The sequence below is a fragment of the Staphylococcus sp. SUC_1.2 genome, from assembly GCF_026222585.1.
The window spans coordinates 1-19251 of the sequence record NZ_JANJPM010000036.1 but is presented as its reverse complement, the minus strand read 5'-3'; the positions used below and the strand labels follow the sequence as shown (position 1 = coordinate 19251).

The window sequence follows — 19251 nt, the reverse complement described above, 5'->3', positions numbered from 1 at the left end:
TTTTTTATTTTAGAATTAAGTTTTGATTTCTAATATCGTTTAACCATGTAGTGGATTACTTACTTTAATATAAGTATAGTGATGTGCTTCATCTTCTAAACGCATCGTTGTCACGCATTTATAATCAATGTCTCTATCAAACATAATTTGTTTAATTTCTGAAATGCGGCTTGTGTTAATATCCGTTAAGCTATTTAAAATGTTATGAATAATTTCGCTTACGCTATCCCACAGTTTAGATTCAAATTCCTCATCTTCAATGAATTTTGAAACAGTTAATATAAGTTCACCTATATGATTTTGAACTGTCGAGTAAAAGACTTTATTAAATACTGTTGTTTTAGAGTCGGTCAAGATTCTAGATTTTTCGTGAAAATGTTTTGTCGTATATCCAGTTTCATTTAAAAGTTGTTCATCAATACGTAAGCCTTCAAAATCACGAATATAAATAGTGTTTAATCGTCCATCAGCGTTAAACGTTGAAATTGAATTTTGTAAATGTGCTTCAAGTGCAATGCCATATTTAGCATATAAAGGAATCACTATGCCTAACAATTGAGAAATGTAATCTGACAACCATTCTTGAGCTGCGATATCAAGATTAGATTTGTCGTAGTGATGTTTATAACGTTGAATTAAACTAATGATTGGTGGTTCTTCATTATATTTATAGGTAACCACTAAACTTGATGGAATCATAGGAATACTATCTTTTTCAGTTAGATTGTACACATTGTCCCTAAAAAGCGTTCCTAATTGTTCACTTAGATCTGTTTGAATAGCTTCTTCGTCATTTGAATTATAAAAGTGAATACCAGCAAATTCATTTAAAATACCAACTCTATAATGAGTGAAATTTTTATCTTGCTTTAAAATGTCATTTAAGATTTGAGTAACTAAAGGACCATTGTGAGTTGTTTGTTCAGATAAAGTTCTAATTTCGCCAGTAATATGTACATTGGTAGATAACTTAATATGTGGCAACGTGCTTGGGAATTTCGGCATTAAAGTTCTAAAAGATAAACCAGCGTAATAAGGTATTTCTATCTTTAGTGGAATCATTAAATTATTATTTATTTCCTCTTCGTATTGACTTAATAATACATTATCTAACTGCCAAGGATGAACGATCATTAAATGATATTCACTCAGATTACTCAAGTTATCACATTCAGTTTTAATTTGACTATATAGTTCTGGAAATTGCGCTTCTAATTCAGCATCATAAGTAAAAGATAAAGATTGTGTTCTAGCGATACTTTGGTGAATAAGCACACACTTTAAATGGATTTCTTTATTATATTCTGAACTATATTTAATATTCTCATTAGCATTAAGGCCTTTGCGCAATTTAGCTCCAGGATGAAGCGGATGTCCCTCTATAACTGCCTGCTCTGAACGCAAATAACTATCTTGTTCATTAATAATTATTTCCAATAAAGGTTCCTTTGAATGTTGCATCTCATATGCTTGATATGAAAGTGCTAACGCCATATTTGCAACACTGTTTTCCATATCGTCTTTGAATTGTGAACTTGCCTCATTATCAAGCTCTGGATTTTCCTTTAAGATATCAGCTAATACTTCATTAGGATGAAGTATACGAACACATTGTCTACCATCACTATCACAATAGTAAAATGGACCTTCAACATCTACACGACCAAATGCATGAGTACTGGAAACTTTTGCGAATAAATATTTATCGCTTTCGGGAAAATGCACGCGCATAATTTGGTGTTCTCCATTTATTGGAAAGTTTTTAATATCACATGACGAGACAAAGGTACTATTTGATTTAGCGTTGACTAAATTTTCTCTGTAAAGGGATGTAATTAAGCGTTGAGAAATTTTATCTCGTGCAACGAGCAATTCATTTTTAAAGTAGTTTACTAAATGGGGCATTTCTTGTTTTAAAAACGATAAAGCTCCTAATTCTTCATCAGTTAAATGTAAATCTATATTGTCTATTGAAATTAAATTATCCATATGGCACCTCAAATTCATTTTACAAAAATCTAAAACATTTGTATAATCCATAATATCGATAATGATATTCATTATCAATTATAAATATTATTATAAATAAGTAGGTGGAATACTGTGGCGAAATTTTTCTTCTCTAGTTCCTTTTTATTATTTCTAGGGAATTGGATAGGACAAATTGGCTTGAATTGGTATGTACTTACTAGTTATCATAACGCAGTCTATTTAGGATTGGTTAATTTTTGCCGACTCGTACCAATTTTGTTACTAAGTGTCTGGGCTGGCGCTATAGCTGATAAATTTGATAGAGGAAAATTATTGAAAATGACCATTTCATCTTCATTTTTAGTGACAAGCACATTATGTGTTTGTACCTTTTTATTAGAACAAGTGCCGATTATTTTCATCCTCATTTATGCCACACTTAGAGGTATGATTAATGCGACGGAAACACCAATAAGACAAGCTGTATTGCCAGATTTATCTGTACATTTAAATACAAGCCAAGCCGTTTCATATCATTCTTTTATCATAAATATATGTCGCTCAATAGGTCCAGCAATTGCAGGATTGATACTCTCAATTTACCATGCACCGTTTACTTTCCTAGCGCAATCAATGTGTTACTTCATTGCTGTTCTATTGTGTATACCATTAACCTTCAAGACAGTTGGTGAGGCAAATAAAGCTAACAAAGGGTTTTCATTTACGGTTGTGTGGGAATACTTTAAGAATAATATGCAGGCCTCAAGAATATTTATTACGTCATTGATTATCATGGCTACTGGGTTTTCGTATACTACACTAGTACCAGTATTAGTACATGATCTCTTTCCCGGTCGCTCGGAAATCTTTGGTGTATCAATGACCTTTTGTGCTGTAGGTGGTATGATTGCAACACTTTTACTACCCATAATTTTGAAAAAGTTCACCATTGTACAAATGTATTATTTAAGTTCTTGTCTATTTGGATTAGCGCTTGTAGGTGTCATTATACATAACATTATATTCATGTTTATCTGCATGTCACTTGTAGGTTTATTTAGTCAATTAGCTAGAACATCAAATCGAATATATTTTCAAGAGGATATAGCATCAGAGCATCGAGGAAAAATATTAAGCATCGTCATGATGGATAGAGGGATGATTCCTTTAGGTAGTTTAATATTAACAACATTATCAGAAATAATGGGACCCATTAATACATTTATCACCATGGGAATATTTACTTTTGTAATTGCATTTATTGCATATATAATTCAAAGACCAATTAAATTGGAGGAGTAGAGTATGACTCAAAACGCATGGCAAAATGCGGATACCAATATACAATATCGTATTTTAAATGCTTTAATAAAAGAAAACATTTGGCAAGAACAAACTATTATTACAACTAAAGATGATCAATTAGATATACAATATCATGGATGTATACTTTCTACTCATTTTAATCATAACAGTGTAATGTCAAGGTATGAATTTGTAGGACCAATTACATTTCGATGTGGCACAAACATAATGGAAGTATCAACAGTAGAAGCTTTATTAGATATGTTAAGTAATCATTTTGATATTAATATACATCAGCAATTAATAGATGAAATAATACATAGTAGAGATAGCTTTGTTGAAATTTATAAACAATTTTATCAACGTCAACATAATGTGCAATCTAGTATGCAATTTTCTGGTATGCCAACAACTTTAAATTTTTTTGCATGGTTACAACATTTGAATGACGCGAATGAAATCAATGATTTGTTATATTCAGAAAGCTTAGTATTAGAAGGTCATCCTACACATCCACTTACTAAAACGAAACTGCCATTAACTATGGATGAAGTTAAAATGTATTCACCTGAGTTTGAAAAAGTTATACCGTTAAAAATTATGTTAATCCATAAAGACTGTGCACAAGCTACGTGTATAGATAATGATGAAGATTTCATATTGAAGAAAGTAATACCTGAATATCAAACAAGAATTAGAAAATATGCACAGTCTATTCATATTTCGTTAGAAGACTATTTTGTGATATTAGTACATCCATGGCAATACAACCATACTATCTACGATAAGTTTGCGAATTGGATTGCTAATAAGTTTTTATTAACAACACCATTTGATGTCGATTCGAAAGCAACACTATCATTTAGGACGATGGCGCTCATCAATAAGCCATATCATATAAAATTACCTGTCAATGTACAAGCAACTAGTGCTGTCAGAACAGTTTCAAGTGTTACAACGGTAGATGGACCTATATTGAGTAGCGCTTTACAAAATGTATTAAATCAATATCCACAACTAAATGTTGCATTAGAACCTTATGGTTTATGTGCGAAAACAAATGACGAGGATGCTAGACAGTTAGCATGTATTGTCAGAGAAACACCTTATATTGCAAACAATGGGGTGACTATTGTTACTGGTGCATTGGTTAATCCTAATCCAATTGATCGACATATTACAGTTGATAGTTATATCGAATGGGTTAATGGTGAGTTAAATAATAGAGGTATATTAACCTTTATTCAAAATTATAGTCGACAACTTATTACGCCTTTAATCAATTTAATTCAAGAGTATGGCATAGCTTTAGAAGCGCATATGCAAAATACTATAGTTAATTTAGGACCTAATTATCAAATGAATTTTATTGTGCGTGATTTAGGTGGGTCTCGTATCGATTTAAATACACTTACGCATAAACTGAAAAATATCAACGTGTCCAATCAAAGTTTATTGGCAAATTCAATTGAAGAAGTTATTGCGAAATTTCAGCATGCTGTTATTCAGAATCAGTTAGCTGAATTAATTCATCACTTTTCAAAAACGGAATTTGTAACTGAAGAAGAATTGTTCACTCTAGTTCAAGATGAAGTTAAATTAGCAATAAATGATAATAAACCACATGCTCAAGCTTTAAAAGATGTACTCTTTGGTTCAAAGATTACTGTTAAGGCATTATTACGCATGCGTATGAGCAATAGAGTGAAAAAATATTTAAATATCGAACTTGATAATCCAATTAGAGATGAGGTGAGATAATTGGCTCAAATCAATATAAACTTATCTAAAATTGAATATAATGCAGATGCACTAAGAACGTTATTAGAAAATAATGATATACATTTAACCCCAGTAATTAAATGTATAGCTGGTGATAGTCGAATTATCGAAACATTAATTCAATCAGGGTTCACCCATTTTGCAGAATCAAGACTTGAGAATATAAATGAAGATTTCAAAGGACAATGCAATTATCTTTTACTAAGACCAACATCTAAAAACCGTTATACTCAACTGATTAAATCAGTGAAAATGAGTATGCAAACTGAAATTGAGTCAATTAGAGAGATAAATGACATTGCTAAACAGTTAAATCAAAAACATCAAATTATGTTAATGATTGATTGGAAGGATAGACGTGAAGGGGTTATAACTTATGATGTACTAAATTATATTGAAGAAATCATCAAAATGACTCATATTCAATTAATAGGTATTGCATTTAACTTTATGTGTTTCAAGTCTTCGGCTCCGACTGAAGAAGATATATTAAAGATAAATCAATTCGTTGATGCTATTGAATATAATTTAGGATTTAGACTAAAAGTTGTATCAGGAGGAAACTCAAGTATGATACCCCAATTAATGTACAATGATTTGGGTAGGATTAATGAGTTACGAATAGGTGAGGCATTATTTAGAGGGATAGATACTACAACAAATCAATCTATACCCATGCTATTTCAGAATGCAATTACAGTAGAAGCGGAAATTTTAGAGATTAAACCACGTCTATCTGACAATAATCAATGCTATTTACAAGCAATTGTAGATATTGGCTATGTTGACACAGACGTAAATAAAATTAAACCTATTAAGAATGATGTTAGCATTGTTGGTGCATCAAGTGATCATCTAATGATTAATTTAAATAATCAAGATTACTATAAAGTTGGTGATATTATAGAATTTGCTATGGAGTATGAGGCGCTTTCTCAAGTAATGTATCATAACCATATGACAAAGCACTATTTTAAGGATAATTATATTCAATCTTTGAATAGTATGATGGTCGATTCTCCATTATTGATTAATAAAAAATGTTAACCAATTCTTTGTAGGTATTAATTATCATATAAACTTTAATAAATTAATTAGCCTTTAATTTTGAATTCATTCTGATTAATGGCTTTTTATTTTATCATTTAAAGGTAAAATCCATTAATAATTAAAATTCTAATTTACTTTTATAAAAAAATTAAAAAATACACCAAATTATATTGACATTGATAATCGTTATCAATAAACTATGTATTGTAAACCTATACATATTGAGGAGTGGAATTCATGAAAGGCTTTAAGTTTGCAGGTATAGTCGCATTATTATTTGCATTAGTTTTAGTTACTGCTTGTGGTAATGTTAGCAATAATGGATCAGGTGATTCAGGTAATAAATCGTCATCGAAAGATTCTATTAAAATTAAACACGAATTAGGCACAACTAAAGTTCCTAAAGATGCTAAACGTGTCGTAGCGTTGGAATTTTCATTTGTAGATGCTTTAGCGGCACTAAATGTTAAACCTGTTGGGGTTGCTGATGACAACAAACCAAATCGTATTATTAAACCATTAAAAGAAAAAATTGGAGATTATAAATCTGTTGGTGCTCGTAAACAACCCAACTTAGAAGAAATCAGTAAATTAAAACCAGATTTAATTATTGCAGATAGTAACAGACACAAAGGTATTTACAAAGAATTAAGTAAAATTGCTCCAACAATTGAATTAAAAAGTTTTGATGGAGATTATAATGATAATATAGATGCTTTTAAAACAATTGCCAAAGCTTTAAATAAAGAAGATGAAGGTAAGAAACGTTTAGACGAGCATAAAGAGAAGATTGCAAAATATAAAGATGAAATTCAATTTGATAAAAATGAAAAGGTATTACCAGCTGTAGCGTCTAAATCTGGCTTATTAGCACATCCAAGTGAATCTTATGTAGGTCAATTCTTAAGTCAACTTGGCTTTAAAGAAGCATTAAATAAAGATGTCACTAAAGGGTTAAGCAAATATTTACAAGGACCTTATTTACAACTTAATGCAGAAACATTAAAAGACGTAAATCCTGAACGTATGTTTATAATGACTGATGGCGCAAGTCCTAAAGAACCATCATATCAAGAAATGAAAAAAGACCCGGTTTGGGACACATTAGATGCGGTTAAACATAATCGTGTAAGTATCGTTAGTCGTGATACTTGGGCAAGAGCTCGAGGTTTAATATCTTCTGAAGAAATGGCTAAAGAACTTGTAGAAATTTCTAAAAAAGATAAAGAAAAGTAAGGTGGCAATAAAATGACTATTAGATCTACTGATAGTCAATCTGCTTTAGACAAAGCAAATAAGAGGCGCACTACACTCACATTTATTGTGAGTGGGTGCTTTCTTTTTATTTTTGCATATTTTAATTTAGCGATTGGCTCGTCTGAAATTCATGCTAAACATATTTTTGAATACTTTTTTACATCTATAAATAATAAACAAACATTTCTTATTCATAATGTAAGAATGCCAAGAATGATTGGTGGGTTATTGATTGGCGGTGCGCTAGCCTTAGCTGGCCTCTTAATGCAAGCGATTACTAGGAATCCATTAGCATCTCCACAAATATTTGGTGTTAATTCAGGTGCATCATTTGTAATAGTATTAGTGACGATATTAATACCTTCACTAGGTAACTATGCAACATATCTGGCATTTTTAGGGGCATTTATTGGAGGATTAACTGTCTATGTATTATCCGGATCTACGAAAAAAATAACACCAATTAAATTGGCCCTTGCAGGAATGGCAATTCATTTATTTTTCAGTAGTTTAACGCAAGGTATCATCATTTTAAATGAAGATTCTAATACTACCGTTATGTTCTGGTTAGTAGGTTCATTAAATGGATTGAAATGGACTGCAGTCTTGTCAGTTATGCCTTTGCTCATATTAGCGCTTATCATAACGATGTTATTAGGCCGTCAATTAACCATAATGGAATTAGGAGACGATATAGCGAAAGGATTAGGCCAGAAGACTCAGCTTATCAGAATTATAGTTGGCCTACTTGTCATCGTACTAGCAGGTGCATCTGTTTCAATAGTTGGACCGATTGGATTCATTGGTTTAATCGTCCCTCATATAGTTAAACGTTATATAAGTAAAGATTACTTCTTAATGGTGCCTTTAACTTTTTTGATAGGTGCCGATTTATTATTACTATCAGATATGTTAAGTAGACTTATTACATTTCCTTACGAATCTCCAGTTGGTATTGTCACTTCATTTGTTGGGGCAATTTACTTCCTATTAATAACTTTAAAAGGGGTGAAACGAATATGACAAAACGACAATTATCTATTCGTTACACTGTTGTAATCATCTGCTTAATTGTAAGCATATTTATAAGTTTATGTGTTGGTTCAACAATGTACAGTCCTTTGAAAGCAATTCACGGAATTCTAAAATTTGATGATTTCATATTAAACGAGTACCGAATTCCGAGAACGTTACTAGGTTTAGTTGTGGGAAGTAGTTTGGCCATTTCTGGCGCGGTGATTCAAGGGGTAGTTAGAAATCCACTAGCATCTCCAGATGTTATAGGTATAACTAAAGGCGCTAGTTTGGCAGCTATTATAGTAATTATGCTATTTCCTTCAGCGCCGCTATTAGTACTACCCATTGGTTCGTTCATAGGTGCATTATTTATTAGTTTGATTTTGTCATTTTTAATTTCTAAATATAATATTAAAGGCTCAACTTTAGCTTTAATTGGGTTAGCTATCGGTGCTATATGTACCGCTGTAGTTCAATTTTTACTTATTAGAAACCCTATGGATGCAAATAATGCGTTAGTTTGGTTAACAGGGAGTTTATATGGTCATACTATTGAAAATTTCTATTCAGTCATACCCTGGTTTGTTATAACCTTACCACTCGTATTATGTTTAAGTTATCAATTAGATATTTTAAATTTAGGAGAACATATTGCTACGGCGCTTGGTGCAAGAGTACAAAGACTCAAAATGATCTTACTTATTTTGTCGGTTATGCTGGCTGGTGCCTCCATTTCAGTAGTAGGCGGTATAAGTTTTCTAGGCCTAATTGCACCACATATCGCTAGATCTATTGTAGGTCTACGTTACTTCCATGTTGTAATTATGTCTGGTTGTATAGGTTCAATTTTAATCTTGTTCAGTGATGGGTTAGCGAGAGGAATTCATCCACCATTAGATATACCTGTGGGTGTAATAATTGCTATCATTGGGGTGCCATATTTCTTATTTTTATTAAGACGAATTTAATGAAATTCAAGAGCTAATTATTCTCATATTTATGATGAAAATTAGCTCTTTTTATATTGCATATCAATTAAAAATGATATATAGTATTTAACATGATATTTATAAAAATGCATATATTCTTATATTTATATAAAAGTTCACAGTTTTACTTAATATATTTACATAATCAATGAATATAAAAGCATCAATAATGAGAAAGAAAGAGGTTATTAGTGGTGGAAGGTTACTCAAAGCAACAGATTGCCAAAGGTAGAGCGAAATTCATAACTATGTCTATTATTGGAATTATACTTTTCTTAATTCCAGTACCAGTTACACAAGATGGTGAGAAACAAACTACATTACCTGTAGCCTTTTTAGCAAATTGGCTAAAAGGTCTACTAGGTGATGCAATGCCAATTATTATAATTTTTATTATTACATTGTCTGCAATATTAACAGTACTTTATTCGACAATTTTTAAAAGTAAAGTTAAACCAGGCGGATTATTAGATAGTGCATTTAAAGTTGGTCCAGTATGGATGACATTAAGAATATTAGCCGTCGTCTTTGTATGGATGACCTATTTTAAACTTGGTTCAAAGGTTATTTATTCAGAGGATACTGGTGGTTTAGTGTTTTATGATCTTTTACCTACATTGGTTGCAGTATTTTTATTTGCTGCACTATTCTTACCTTTTTTAATGGAATATGGTTTATTAGAATTTTTAGGCCCCTTATTTAGACCAATTATGAGACCATTATTCACATTGCCAGGACGCTCTACAGTAGATAATTTAGCTTCGTTTATTGGTGATGGAACTGTAGGTGTCCTAATAACAAGTCGTCAGTATGAAAGAGGCATATACTCTAGAAGGGAATCCATAGTGATTTCTACTACGTTTAGTGTCGTTTCTATTACTTTTGCTATAGTTATTGCAGAAACTGTTGGATTACAACATAAATTTTTTGCATTTTATTTAACTGTAATTATTTCATGTTTTGTTGCTGCAATGATCATGCCACGTATTTGGCCATTAAACAAAATACCTGATGAATTTACTAAAGAAGTTTCTGAGAATACTAGATTAGAAAAACTACCTGAAGGTAAAACGGCACTAGGATATGGTTTTGAAGAGGCAACTATTGTTGGATTGAAAGCACCAGGGTTTAAAGAGTTTTGGAAATCCGGCTTAAAAACTGTAATAGATATGTGGTTTGTTATCCTTCCAGTCGTTATGAGCATCGGAACGCTTGCGACTATGATAGCTAATTATACGCCAGTATTTTCAATTATTGGTCAACCTTTTATTCCAATTCTTGAACTATTGCAAATACCAGAAGCGGCTAAAGCCTCTGAAACATTATTGATTGGTTTTGCAGATATGTTCTTACCATCTATATTAATTGCTGATGCGCACAGTGAGATTACAAGATTTGTAATTGGTGCATTAAGTATTTCTCAATTAATATATTTATCAGAAGTTGGTGGTGTAATATTAGGTTCTAAAATACCAGTAAGTTTAGGTAAATTATTTATGATTTTCCTAATTAGAACTGCAATCACTTTACCAATTATAGCGTTAATGGCTCATTTATTATTATAAAATAGTAAAGGCAATGAAGTCAGAGGTTAGAAATGTTGAAATAAACAATTCCTATCTATACTTCATTGCCGTTTTTTTAATTTAATGTAGATAACACCGTAGCTTTAACAATTTCACTGCTAATCACCGGTGAAGATTCAGACGATGTTTTGTCTCTGTTTTGATGTGCTTCTTTAAATGCATCGCTTTTAGTCCAAGCTTCAAAGTCTTTTTCAGTCTCCCACCATGTATTTACGTACATGTCTTCATTTTCATGATCTCGTGTCACTTTCCAAACTTCAATTTTATGAAAACCTTGCAATGCTTCAATTTTTCCACCTTTAGTGAATCTTGGCGCCATTTTTTCTGCAAAACCTTTTTTTACGGTAATTCTATTTGTAACAACAAACATAATTTTAACCTCCTTATCTAAGTGTAGTTTAATTAATATTGAGAAAAATACAAAGTAATACAGTATTTATTAATTTAGATTAAAAAACTGTCAACTACATAGCGGAAGTTGACAGTTTTTTATATAACTTTGCGAATGAAAAATGTATATTGGTATTACTTAGTTAATTCATTATAAACCTTTTGGTCGTTGTGCGTATAAATAATGTATTCATGATCATCTGTATCAATAATCACTCTATTAGTTTTACCAAAAGTAGAACCAATACGTGAAATATTTTTAGAATCTAAATCTGGAACGGCATGAATTTCTTGGTCTTGTGAAATATTTTTAATTTCACTAGTAGGGATTTTGATATCAGCTACTCTCCATTGAATTCTAACTTCATTATTATCTTTCTTAACAGTCATTGCCATTAAAGAACACATCCTTTATGTTATTTATGTCTATATCATATATCAGTGTGTAATCGTTTTCAAGTATTAATGATATACTTTTTAAATTTTGTGATACACTATTTAACTAACACCGAAAATATGTTCGTATTTCAGTGTGGTTTATGTTAAAATGTTCTCTATAAAGGAGAAGGTTTATGACAGGCAAAACTCACGTATCTGCTGGATTACTAGTAGGTGCATTAACAACCGAACACTTTCAAACAGATTTGTTCTCAACTGTTACAGTAATATGTTTATCTGTAGTTTCAAGTTTATTACCAGACATTTGTCACACTGGAAGTAAAATTGGTAGAAAATTAAAATTGCTTAGTTTAATTATTAGACTGTTATTCGGTCATAGGACATTTACTCACTCATTATTATTTATAGGTATCATTGTATTTCTCCTTAATTTGATTCAAACTCCTACTTACTATTTGGTTTCTATTATCGGTGGTATGGCCTCTCATGTTATACTAGATATGTTAACGCCAAGGGGAGTAAAGTTACTTTATCCGATTCCTCTTACTATTAAGTTCCCGTTTACCTTTAAAACTGGTGGCTTAGTCGATGTATCACTGGCTACTGCATTAAGTATTGGCGCATTATACATATTATTTCAAACTTCTATTAGTCATTTATTAAAATATATAAGTCAGTCCATTTTAGGGTAACTACCAAATAATGAGTGTATGAATACATATTGAATTAATCACAAGGAGAGTTAAAATGTTAGATCAAAATCAATTAAAGAAATATAATCAAGAACATTTGAGTGAATATGAAAAGTTAATGAGCAGTAATGAAAAAGAAAAATTAGAATCGAAAGTGAATGAATTAGATTTAGAAAGTATTCAACAATTATTTCAAGATTTATATGTTAATCGTCAATCAATTTCTGATGTGTCATCTGTTTCAGAAGTAAAATATCAACGCAAGACTGAATTGACTGATCAAGAAGGTGCAAAATATGAACAAAAAGGCATAGAAGCAATACGAAACGGTGAATTTGCAGTTTTATTAATGGCTGGTGGTCAAGGGACGCGTTTAGGTTATAAAGGGCCAAAAGGTTCATTTGAAATTAAAGGAGTTAGTTTGTTTGAATTACAAGCACGACAATTACTTAAACTTAAAAAGGAAACTGGTCATTTAATCAATTGGTATATCATGACTAGTGATATCAATCATGAAGAAACGTTATCGTACTTTGAACAACATGATTATTTTGGTTATAACCCTGATAATGTACATTTCTTTAAACAAGAAAACATGGTCGCATTATGTGAAACTGGGCAATTGGTACTTAATGAACAAGGTTATATAATGGAGACGCCAAATGGAAATGGTGGTGTATTTAAATCATTAGAAAAAAATGGTTACTTAGATAAAATGGCATCTGATGGTGTGAAATTTATTTTCTTAAATAACATTGATAACGTATTAGTTAAAGTATTAGATCCATTATTTGCTGGGTTTACAGTGGTAAATGATTGCGACGTAACTTCTAAATCAATTCAACCTAAAGATGGTGAAAGTGTCGGACGATTAGTAAATCAAAATAGTAAGGACACAGTTCTTGAGTATTCTGAATTGGATGAAGCGGTCGCTAATACGTTTGATAATGCAAATATTGGAATTCATGCCTTTAAAGTTGCATTTATTAAACAAGCAGTAAATAATGATTTACCATATCACTTAGCAGTGAAAAAATTAAAGCAATTAGATGAAGATTTTGGAGTTGTTGAAAAACCAACATTAAAATTTGAATTGTTTTACTTTGATATTTTTAGATATGCAACAAGTTTTGTAACGTTGCAAGTTAATAGAGAAGATGAATTTTCTCCACTTAAAAATAAAGAAGGTAAAGATAGTGTTGAAACTGCTACATCAGATTTAGAACGTTTGAATTTAATTTAAAAGGTGGTGGGGCCAGATGTCTAACTCAACTAAGAATGCAAAAGGTACTGTTGTCGAATCATTTAAAGACATCATTCCTCTATCTTTCGGTGAAGAAATTGGTAACTCAGTTTCACATGGTGTAGCTGCTTTACTTACACTTTTTTTACTACCATATGCTGCAGTTCATAGTTATATAGCACATGGAACGTTAAGCTCAGTTAGTATTTCTATATTTGTAATTAGTATTTTTATGATGTTTATCTCTTCAACTATATATCATGCAATGAAAAATAATACTGCTCACAAATATATTTTAAGAATTATTGATCATAGTATGATTTATGTTGCTATTTCAGGAACTTATACGCCAGTTTTATTAACTGTCGTAGGAGGATGGATTGGTTGGTTTGTATTCATATTACTTTGGGGTACTACAATTTGGGGAATTTTGTATAAGTCCATTTCTGTTAATGTGAATCCTAAATTAAGTTTGATTGTCTATTTGGTAATGGGATGGGTTGGTATTATTTTTCTACCTATTATCATTATGCGTACATCTTGGTTATTTATCTTATTCATTGTACTAGGAGGCTTATCTTACACTATTGGTGCTTGGTTTTATGCCCAAAAAAACCGTCCATACTTTCATATGATTTGGCATATTTTTATCGTAATCGCTTCAATGTTTCATTTAATAGCAATACTTTATTTTATTTAGAGAATTTAAAATAGGGTTGATGATTTTATCGGTCATCAGTCTTATTTTTTTATTTAAGGTAATCATTCTATTGCATATAAAATAAAATGTTGATTATCCTATTAAAGAATCTGAAATTTATTTAGGAGGAATAATGTTCATGAACTTTAAATCAATAGGTATCGTCGTAACTTTAGTTTTAACTATGTTTATGGCTGCAATAGAAAGCTCAATTATCTCATTAGCGATGCCCACTATAAGAACTGACTTAAACGCTGGTGCATCTATATCATTAGTATTTACTGTTTATTTCATAGCGCTAGTAGTTGCGAATCCTATTGTTGGTGAATTATTAACAAGATTTAAAATATTATATATTGCAATGATAGGCGTGTTTTTATTTGGTATTGGCAGTTTAATGTCAGGAATGAGTGACACATTTATAATGCTTATTATCTCTAGAATTGTTCAAGGATTGGGAGCAGGAGTTATGATGTCGCTGACTCAAATTGTTCCAAAATTAGCATTTGAAATACCATTTAGATACAAAATTATGGGAATTGTAGGAAGTGTCTGGGGAATTTCAAGTATTATTGGACCATTATTAGGTGGGGCAATTTTAGAGTTTGCAACATGGCATTGGTTATTTTTTATAAATATTCCAATAGCAGTTATTGCAATTATACTTGCATTTATTACATTTCATTTTTCAGAAGAATCAGAAGTTAAATCTTCAAGCTTAGATGTTAAGGGGCTTTCTTTCTTTTACATATTTATAGGATTGTTTATGTTTGGTTTATTGAGTAAGTCTTCAATAGTATTAAATATTATTGCATTGATGCTAGCTTTCATTTTTATCTTTATTTTATTTAAATTTGAGAGCAAAATAAAGAATCCATTTATCCCAATTTCAGAGTTTAATCGTTCAGTTTCACTAGTATTTGTAACAGATTTATTAATAGCTATGTCTTTAATGGGATACAATTTATACATTCCAATCTACTTACAAGATCACTTACATCTTTCACCACTTCAAAGTGGTTTGGTAATATTCCCACTGTCAGTAGCTTGGTTAGTTTTAAATTTTAACTTAGCAAAGGTAGAAGAGAACTTAACTCGAAAAGCATTATATATTAGTGCTTTTACATTATTATTGATTAGCAGTATCATACTCATGTTTGGTCTTAAAGTACCATTATTAATAGCAGCAACAGTAATTCTTGCTGGGGTAAGTTTTGGATTTGTTTATACAAAGGACAGTGTCATCGTTCAAGAAGAAACAGATCCTAGACATATGAAGAAAATGATGTCTTTCTATGCATTAACTAAAAATTTAGGTTCTTCAATAGGTTCAACTGTAATGGGATATTTCTATGCTATGTCAGTTGGAATCATGGATGGGCATTTTTACAATATATTATTTGCAGTTTCATTAGTCGCTATTCTTCTGATTATTATGTGGTCAACACTTTATAGACCTGAGGTATAGAATGTGTAATCATTCAAACGAAATAAAGTTGAAGAATAATAAAGTTTTAGACTAATGTACTTTAAATTTTATATCGTGAATTATTAATGATAAAATGAGCGTGTATATAAAGGAGGACAGAAAGATGAAGTTTTTTAAAAATAATTATAAAAATATTTTATCAACTTTACTTGTCCTCACTATCTTTATCATTTCAGGTGCTATTTTTTTAATGTTTTTAGGATTTGGTTTATTTGGATTAAGTCGAATCCTAATTTTTTTTAAGCTAGGTTATTTTACCTACAATAAAAATTTAGTAGATAATTTAGTTTATTATGGTAGCTATATTGTTTTTGGTTACTTCATTTTATTTGCCATTGAACATTTAATGGACTATTTTAGAAAACAATTGCCCAATAATCCATATTTTAATGGCAGTTTGTACCAATTGATTTCATACGTTGTTACTACGATACTCTTCTATTTTATTATTCACATACATTATGTTTATATTGAGATTGATTTTTGGGTTATTTCAGTCATCATAGGATTGTTATATATATTTAAAATTATATTTTATCCAGATAGTGAGAACCTTAATAATAAGAAATAGCAAGCATTTAGTTTGCTTGGCATACTAAATTTGGTTGGATAAAAAAATATGTATGAAATAAAAGGAGTTTTTATATGGCGAATATAGAAGTATCCACAAAAAAACGGAACCTCATCGTAGCGGTAATGCTATTAAGTGCATTTATCGCTATTTTAAATCAAACTTTACTAAATACGGCTTTGCCACACATTATGAAAGAATTAAATACATCTGAAAATACTGCTCAATGGTTAGTAACAGGCTTTATGCTTGTTAATGGGACGATGATCCCTTTAACTGCTTATCTGATGGATCGAATTAAAACAAAACCATTATATTTAGTTTCAATGGGAATTTTCTTAGTTGGTTCAATTGTAGCTGCCATTGCACCTAGCTTTGGTGTCCTAATGTTTGCCAGAGTGATTCAAGCTATTGGTGCTGGAATTATTATGCCGCTCATGCAGTTCACATTGTTTACTTTATTTTCAAAAGAGAAACGTGGATTTGCAATGGGATTGGCTGGTTTGGTCATACAATTTGCTCCAGCAATAGGTCCTACGTTTTCTGGGTTAATTATTGATAATACAAGTTGGAGAGTGCCTTTCATTATAGTTGTAGGCATTGCGCTCGTAGGATATATATTTGGTGCTATCACGCTATCTAGTTATAACGAAATTAAAAAGACAGCGTTAGATAAAAGATCAGTTGTTTATTCAACGTTAGGATTCGGATTAATGCTTTATGCGTTCAGTAGTGCAGGTAATTTGGGGTTCACTAATCCAATTGTTGTAATCTCGGCCATTATTGGTATTCTAATAGTTATCACATTTATTAGAAGACAGTTAAGTATCACTAATCCTTTGTTAAACCTCAAAGTTTTTAAAAGCAAAATATTCACTTTCAGTACTATAACTTCAATGATTGTAATGATGTCAATGGTAGGTCCAGCCCTCTTAATTCCTTTATTTGTTCAAAATGGACTTGGGTTGAGTGCATTTATGTCTGGATTGGTCATTATGCCCGGAGCCATTTTAAACGGTATAATGTCTGTTTATACAGGTAAAATATATGATAAGTATGGGCCTAGACTTTTAATTTTAATTGGTTTCATTATTCTTATCGTAACAACGGCATCTTTAAGTTTCTTGAAATATGATTCATCATACACTATGTTAGTTGTTGTTTATGCTATAAGAATGTTTGCAGTTTCATTATTAATGATGCCTATCAATACTGCAGGTATAAATGCACTTAGAAATGAAGATATATCACATGGTACTGCCATCATGAACTTCGGTCGTGTTATGGCTGGCTCTCTAGGAACAGCTTTAATGGTAACTTTCATGAGTATTGGTGCAAAAATACTCAGCACTGGTTCTTCAGCAAGTTCGAACCATGAAATATTACAAAGACAGAGTGTTGCAGCTGGTGTAGATTTATCGTTTGCAATAGTTACTGGTCTTGTAATTATAGGCTTTATTTTCTCTTTATTTATCAAAGAGGAAAGACACTATAATAAAAATTCAACAAATACACGGGATATGTAAATCTGATATTGATAGAAGTTAGCCAACAAATAGTGAGCTAACTTCTTTTTTTATATATTTAAAAAATATATACTAATTTAGAAAGTCAATACATATTAATATTTGATATTATAAAGGTATAAAGAATACTAAGGGGGATTTTCATTGTTAACGGTAGATCAAGTGAAAGAAATAGTTGGAGCATTAAAAGATCCAATTATAGATGCACCACTTAAAGAGACAGACGGTATTGTAGAAGTAACTATTAAAGAAGAAATAGAGCATGTTAGTGTCAAAGTGGCAATGGCACAATTAGGCGGACAACCGCAATTAGATTTACAAATGGCAATAGTTAAAGCGCTTAAAGATAATGGTGCTAATACTGTTGGAATAAGATTTGAAGAATTACCTGCCGAAACGGTTGAGCAATATACTGGTAAGAAAGAAGAACAACCTAAGACCATTGAGGGACTTTTATCTAAAGACAATCCTGTAGAATTTATAGCGATTGCTTCAGGAAAAGGCGGTGTAGGTAAATCTACAGTAGCAGTAAATTTAGCAGTAGCCTTAGCCCGCGAAGGTAAACGTGTTGGTTTAGTTGATGCGGATATTTATGGTTTTAGTGTTCCAGATATGATGGGTATTGATGAGAAACCAGGAGTTCAAGGAAAAGAGATTATTCCAGTAGAACGTCATGGAGTGAAAGTTATATCAATGGCCTTTTTCGTAGAAGAGAATGCACCAGTAATATGGCGTGGACCTATGTTAGGGAAAATGTTAACCAATTTCTTTGTAGAAGTGAAATGGGGGGAACTTGATTACTTACTATTAGACTTACCTCCAGGAACAGGGGATGTAGCTTTAGATGTACATTCAATGCTACCAAGTAGTAAAGAGATAATTGTAACGACACCGCATCCTACTGCAGCATTTGTTGCTGCTAGAGCAGGGGCAATGGCAAAACATACCGAGCACTCTATTCTCGGTGTTATCGAAAATATGAGTTATTTTGAAAGTAAAGAAACAGGTAATAAAGAATATGTCTTTGGTAAAGGCGGAGGACGTAAACTAGCAGATGAATTAAATACTCAGTTATTAGGAGAACTACCATTAGAACAACCTACTTGGAATCCTAAAGATTTCTCTCCCTCTATTTATCAAGCAGATGATCGTTTAGGAGAAATCTACACATCTATCGCCCAAAAAGTGATAGCATCTACAATTAAAAAATAAAGATAGATTTAGTGTAAAATTGAGGTTCTATAATAAATTGGACTGATGACAAAATTCATCAGTCCAATTTTC

17 protein-coding genes are annotated in these 19251 nt (G+C 31.3%); 14 read left to right on the top strand and 3 right to left on the bottom strand.

Annotated features, from left to right (window positions below; all coding sequences use genetic code 11):
* Nucleotides 1–39: 39 nt before the first annotated feature.
* A complete protein-coding gene (locus NR218_RS10940) occupies nucleotides 40–1989 on the bottom strand; it encodes an IucA/IucC family protein (protein ID WP_011275171.1) in 1950 nt (649 codons plus the stop codon).
* Between the two features lie 114 nt (nucleotides 1990–2103).
* Between NR218_RS10940 and NR218_RS10935 the strand changes: the two genes are divergently transcribed.
* From NR218_RS10935 to NR218_RS10905, 7 genes are all read left to right on the top strand, one after another.
* A complete protein-coding gene (locus tag NR218_RS10935; RefSeq protein WP_011275172.1) occupies nucleotides 2104–3273 on the top strand; it encodes an MFS transporter in 1170 nt (389 codons plus the stop codon).
* Nucleotides 3274–3276: 3 nt separating this feature from the next.
* Nucleotides 3277–5037, top strand: coding sequence for an IucA/IucC family protein (locus tag NR218_RS10930; protein ID WP_011275173.1), 1761 nt, complete (start codon nucleotides 3277–3279; stop codon nucleotides 5035–5037).
* On the top strand, nucleotides 5038–6105 hold the full coding sequence (locus NR218_RS10925; RefSeq protein ID WP_011275174.1) for an alanine/ornithine racemase family PLP-dependent enzyme: 1068 nt from the start codon (nucleotides 5038–5040) through the stop codon (nucleotides 6103–6105).
* Nucleotides 6106–6345: 240 nt separating this feature from the next.
* Nucleotides 6346–7344 carry an ABC transporter substrate-binding protein gene (locus NR218_RS10920; protein WP_011275175.1) on the top strand — a complete coding sequence of 333 codons (999 nt, stop codon included), beginning with the start codon at nucleotides 6346–6348 and terminating at the stop codon, nucleotides 7342–7344.
* 12 nt (nucleotides 7345–7356) lie between these two features.
* Entirely contained in the window at nucleotides 7357–8388 is a 1032-nt protein-coding gene (locus NR218_RS10915) for a FecCD family ABC transporter permease (protein WP_011275176.1), read from the top strand.
* Nucleotides 8385–9350, top strand: coding sequence for a FecCD family ABC transporter permease (locus NR218_RS10910; protein WP_011275177.1), 966 nt, complete (start codon nucleotides 8385–8387; stop codon nucleotides 9348–9350). The genes NR218_RS10915 and NR218_RS10910 overlap by 4 nt, the downstream gene beginning before the upstream one ends.
* A 269-nt stretch (nucleotides 9351–9619) precedes the next feature.
* A complete protein-coding gene (locus NR218_RS10905; protein WP_222125915.1) occupies nucleotides 9620–10936 on the top strand; it encodes a YjiH family protein in 1317 nt (438 codons plus the stop codon).
* Nucleotides 10937–11012: 76 nt separating this feature from the next.
* Here NR218_RS10905 and NR218_RS10900 read toward each other — a convergent pair whose 3' ends face one another.
* Both NR218_RS10900 and NR218_RS10895 read right to left on the bottom strand, forming a co-directional pair.
* Entirely contained in the window at nucleotides 11013–11327 is a 315-nt protein-coding gene (locus NR218_RS10900) for a heme oxygenase (protein WP_011275179.1), read from the bottom strand.
* A 155-nt stretch (nucleotides 11328–11482) separates the two neighbouring features.
* On the bottom strand, nucleotides 11483–11743 hold the full coding sequence (locus NR218_RS10895; RefSeq protein ID WP_011275180.1) for a hypothetical protein: 261 nt from the start codon (nucleotides 11741–11743) through the stop codon (nucleotides 11483–11485).
* 176 nt (nucleotides 11744–11919) lie between these two features.
* Here NR218_RS10895 and NR218_RS10890 point away from each other — a divergent pair, with 176 nt between their 5' ends.
* From NR218_RS10890 to NR218_RS10860, 7 genes are all read left to right on the top strand, one after another.
* The gene (locus NR218_RS10890; RefSeq protein ID WP_011275181.1) at nucleotides 11920–12438 is read left to right on the top strand and encodes a metal-dependent hydrolase; all 519 of its coding nucleotides are present in this window, start codon (nucleotides 11920–11922) and stop codon (nucleotides 12436–12438) included.
* Between the two features lie 55 nt (nucleotides 12439–12493).
* On the top strand, nucleotides 12494–13681 hold the full coding sequence (locus NR218_RS10885; protein WP_011275182.1) for a UTP--glucose-1-phosphate uridylyltransferase: 1188 nt from the start codon (nucleotides 12494–12496) through the stop codon (nucleotides 13679–13681).
* A gap of 16 nt (nucleotides 13682–13697) precedes the next feature.
* Nucleotides 13698–14381 carry a PAQR family membrane homeostasis protein TrhA gene (gene trhA / locus NR218_RS10880; protein ID WP_011275183.1) on the top strand — a complete coding sequence of 228 codons (684 nt, stop codon included), beginning with the start codon at nucleotides 13698–13700 and terminating at the stop codon, nucleotides 14379–14381.
* 139 nt (nucleotides 14382–14520) lie between these two features.
* Nucleotides 14521–15849 (top strand): multidrug efflux MFS transporter SdrM, encoded by a 1329-nt coding sequence (sdrM, locus tag NR218_RS10875; RefSeq protein ID WP_011275184.1) that lies wholly within the window; start codon nucleotides 14521–14523, stop codon nucleotides 15847–15849.
* A 124-nt stretch (nucleotides 15850–15973) separates the two neighbouring features.
* Nucleotides 15974–16441: a SepA family multidrug efflux transporter gene (locus tag NR218_RS10870; RefSeq protein WP_011275185.1), complete on the top strand. Its 468-nt coding sequence runs from the start codon at nucleotides 15974–15976 to the stop codon at nucleotides 16439–16441.
* A gap of 74 nt (nucleotides 16442–16515) precedes the next feature.
* Nucleotides 16516–17967 (top strand): MDR family MFS transporter, encoded by a 1452-nt coding sequence (locus tag NR218_RS10865; RefSeq protein ID WP_011275186.1) that lies wholly within the window; start codon nucleotides 16516–16518, stop codon nucleotides 17965–17967.
* A gap of 144 nt (nucleotides 17968–18111) precedes the next feature.
* A complete protein-coding gene (locus NR218_RS10860) occupies nucleotides 18112–19179 on the top strand; it encodes a P-loop NTPase (protein WP_011275187.1) in 1068 nt (355 codons plus the stop codon).
* Nucleotides 19180–19251 lie beyond the last annotated feature (72 nt).

What these genes read in the sequence shown, in the direction of transcription:
- NR218_RS10940 (WP_011275171.1), bottom strand. Translation starts at nt 1,989, where the DNA reads ATGGATAATTTAATTTCAATAGACAATATAGATTTACATTTAACTGAT.
- NR218_RS10930 (WP_011275173.1), top strand. Translation starts at nt 3,277, where the DNA reads ATGACTCAAAACGCATGGCAAAATGCGGATACCAATATACAATATCGT.
- NR218_RS10920 (WP_011275175.1), top strand. Translation starts at nt 6,346, where the DNA reads ATGAAAGGCTTTAAGTTTGCAGGTATAGTCGCATTATTATTTGCATTA.
- NR218_RS10915 (WP_011275176.1), top strand. Translation starts at nt 7,357, where the DNA reads ATGACTATTAGATCTACTGATAGTCAATCTGCTTTAGACAAAGCAAAT.
- NR218_RS10910 (WP_011275177.1), top strand. Translation starts at nt 8,385, where the DNA reads ATGACAAAACGACAATTATCTATTCGTTACACTGTTGTAATCATCTGC.
- NR218_RS10905 (WP_222125915.1), top strand. Translation starts at nt 9,620, where the DNA reads ATGTCTATTATTGGAATTATACTTTTCTTAATTCCAGTACCAGTTACA.
- NR218_RS10900 (WP_011275179.1), bottom strand. Translation starts at nt 11,327, where the DNA reads ATGTTTGTTGTTACAAATAGAATTACCGTAAAAAAAGGTTTTGCAGAA.
- NR218_RS10895 (WP_011275180.1), bottom strand. Translation starts at nt 11,743, where the DNA reads ATGGCAATGACTGTTAAGAAAGATAATAATGAAGTTAGAATTCAATGG.
- NR218_RS10890 (WP_011275181.1), top strand. Translation starts at nt 11,920, where the DNA reads ATGACAGGCAAAACTCACGTATCTGCTGGATTACTAGTAGGTGCATTA.
- NR218_RS10885 (WP_011275182.1), top strand. Translation starts at nt 12,494, where the DNA reads ATGTTAGATCAAAATCAATTAAAGAAATATAATCAAGAACATTTGAGT.
- trhA (WP_011275183.1), top strand. Translation starts at nt 13,698, where the DNA reads ATGTCTAACTCAACTAAGAATGCAAAAGGTACTGTTGTCGAATCATTT.
- sdrM (WP_011275184.1), top strand. Translation starts at nt 14,521, where the DNA reads ATGAACTTTAAATCAATAGGTATCGTCGTAACTTTAGTTTTAACTATG.
- NR218_RS10870 (WP_011275185.1), top strand. Translation starts at nt 15,974, where the DNA reads ATGAAGTTTTTTAAAAATAATTATAAAAATATTTTATCAACTTTACTT.
- NR218_RS10865 (WP_011275186.1), top strand. Translation starts at nt 16,516, where the DNA reads ATGGCGAATATAGAAGTATCCACAAAAAAACGGAACCTCATCGTAGCG.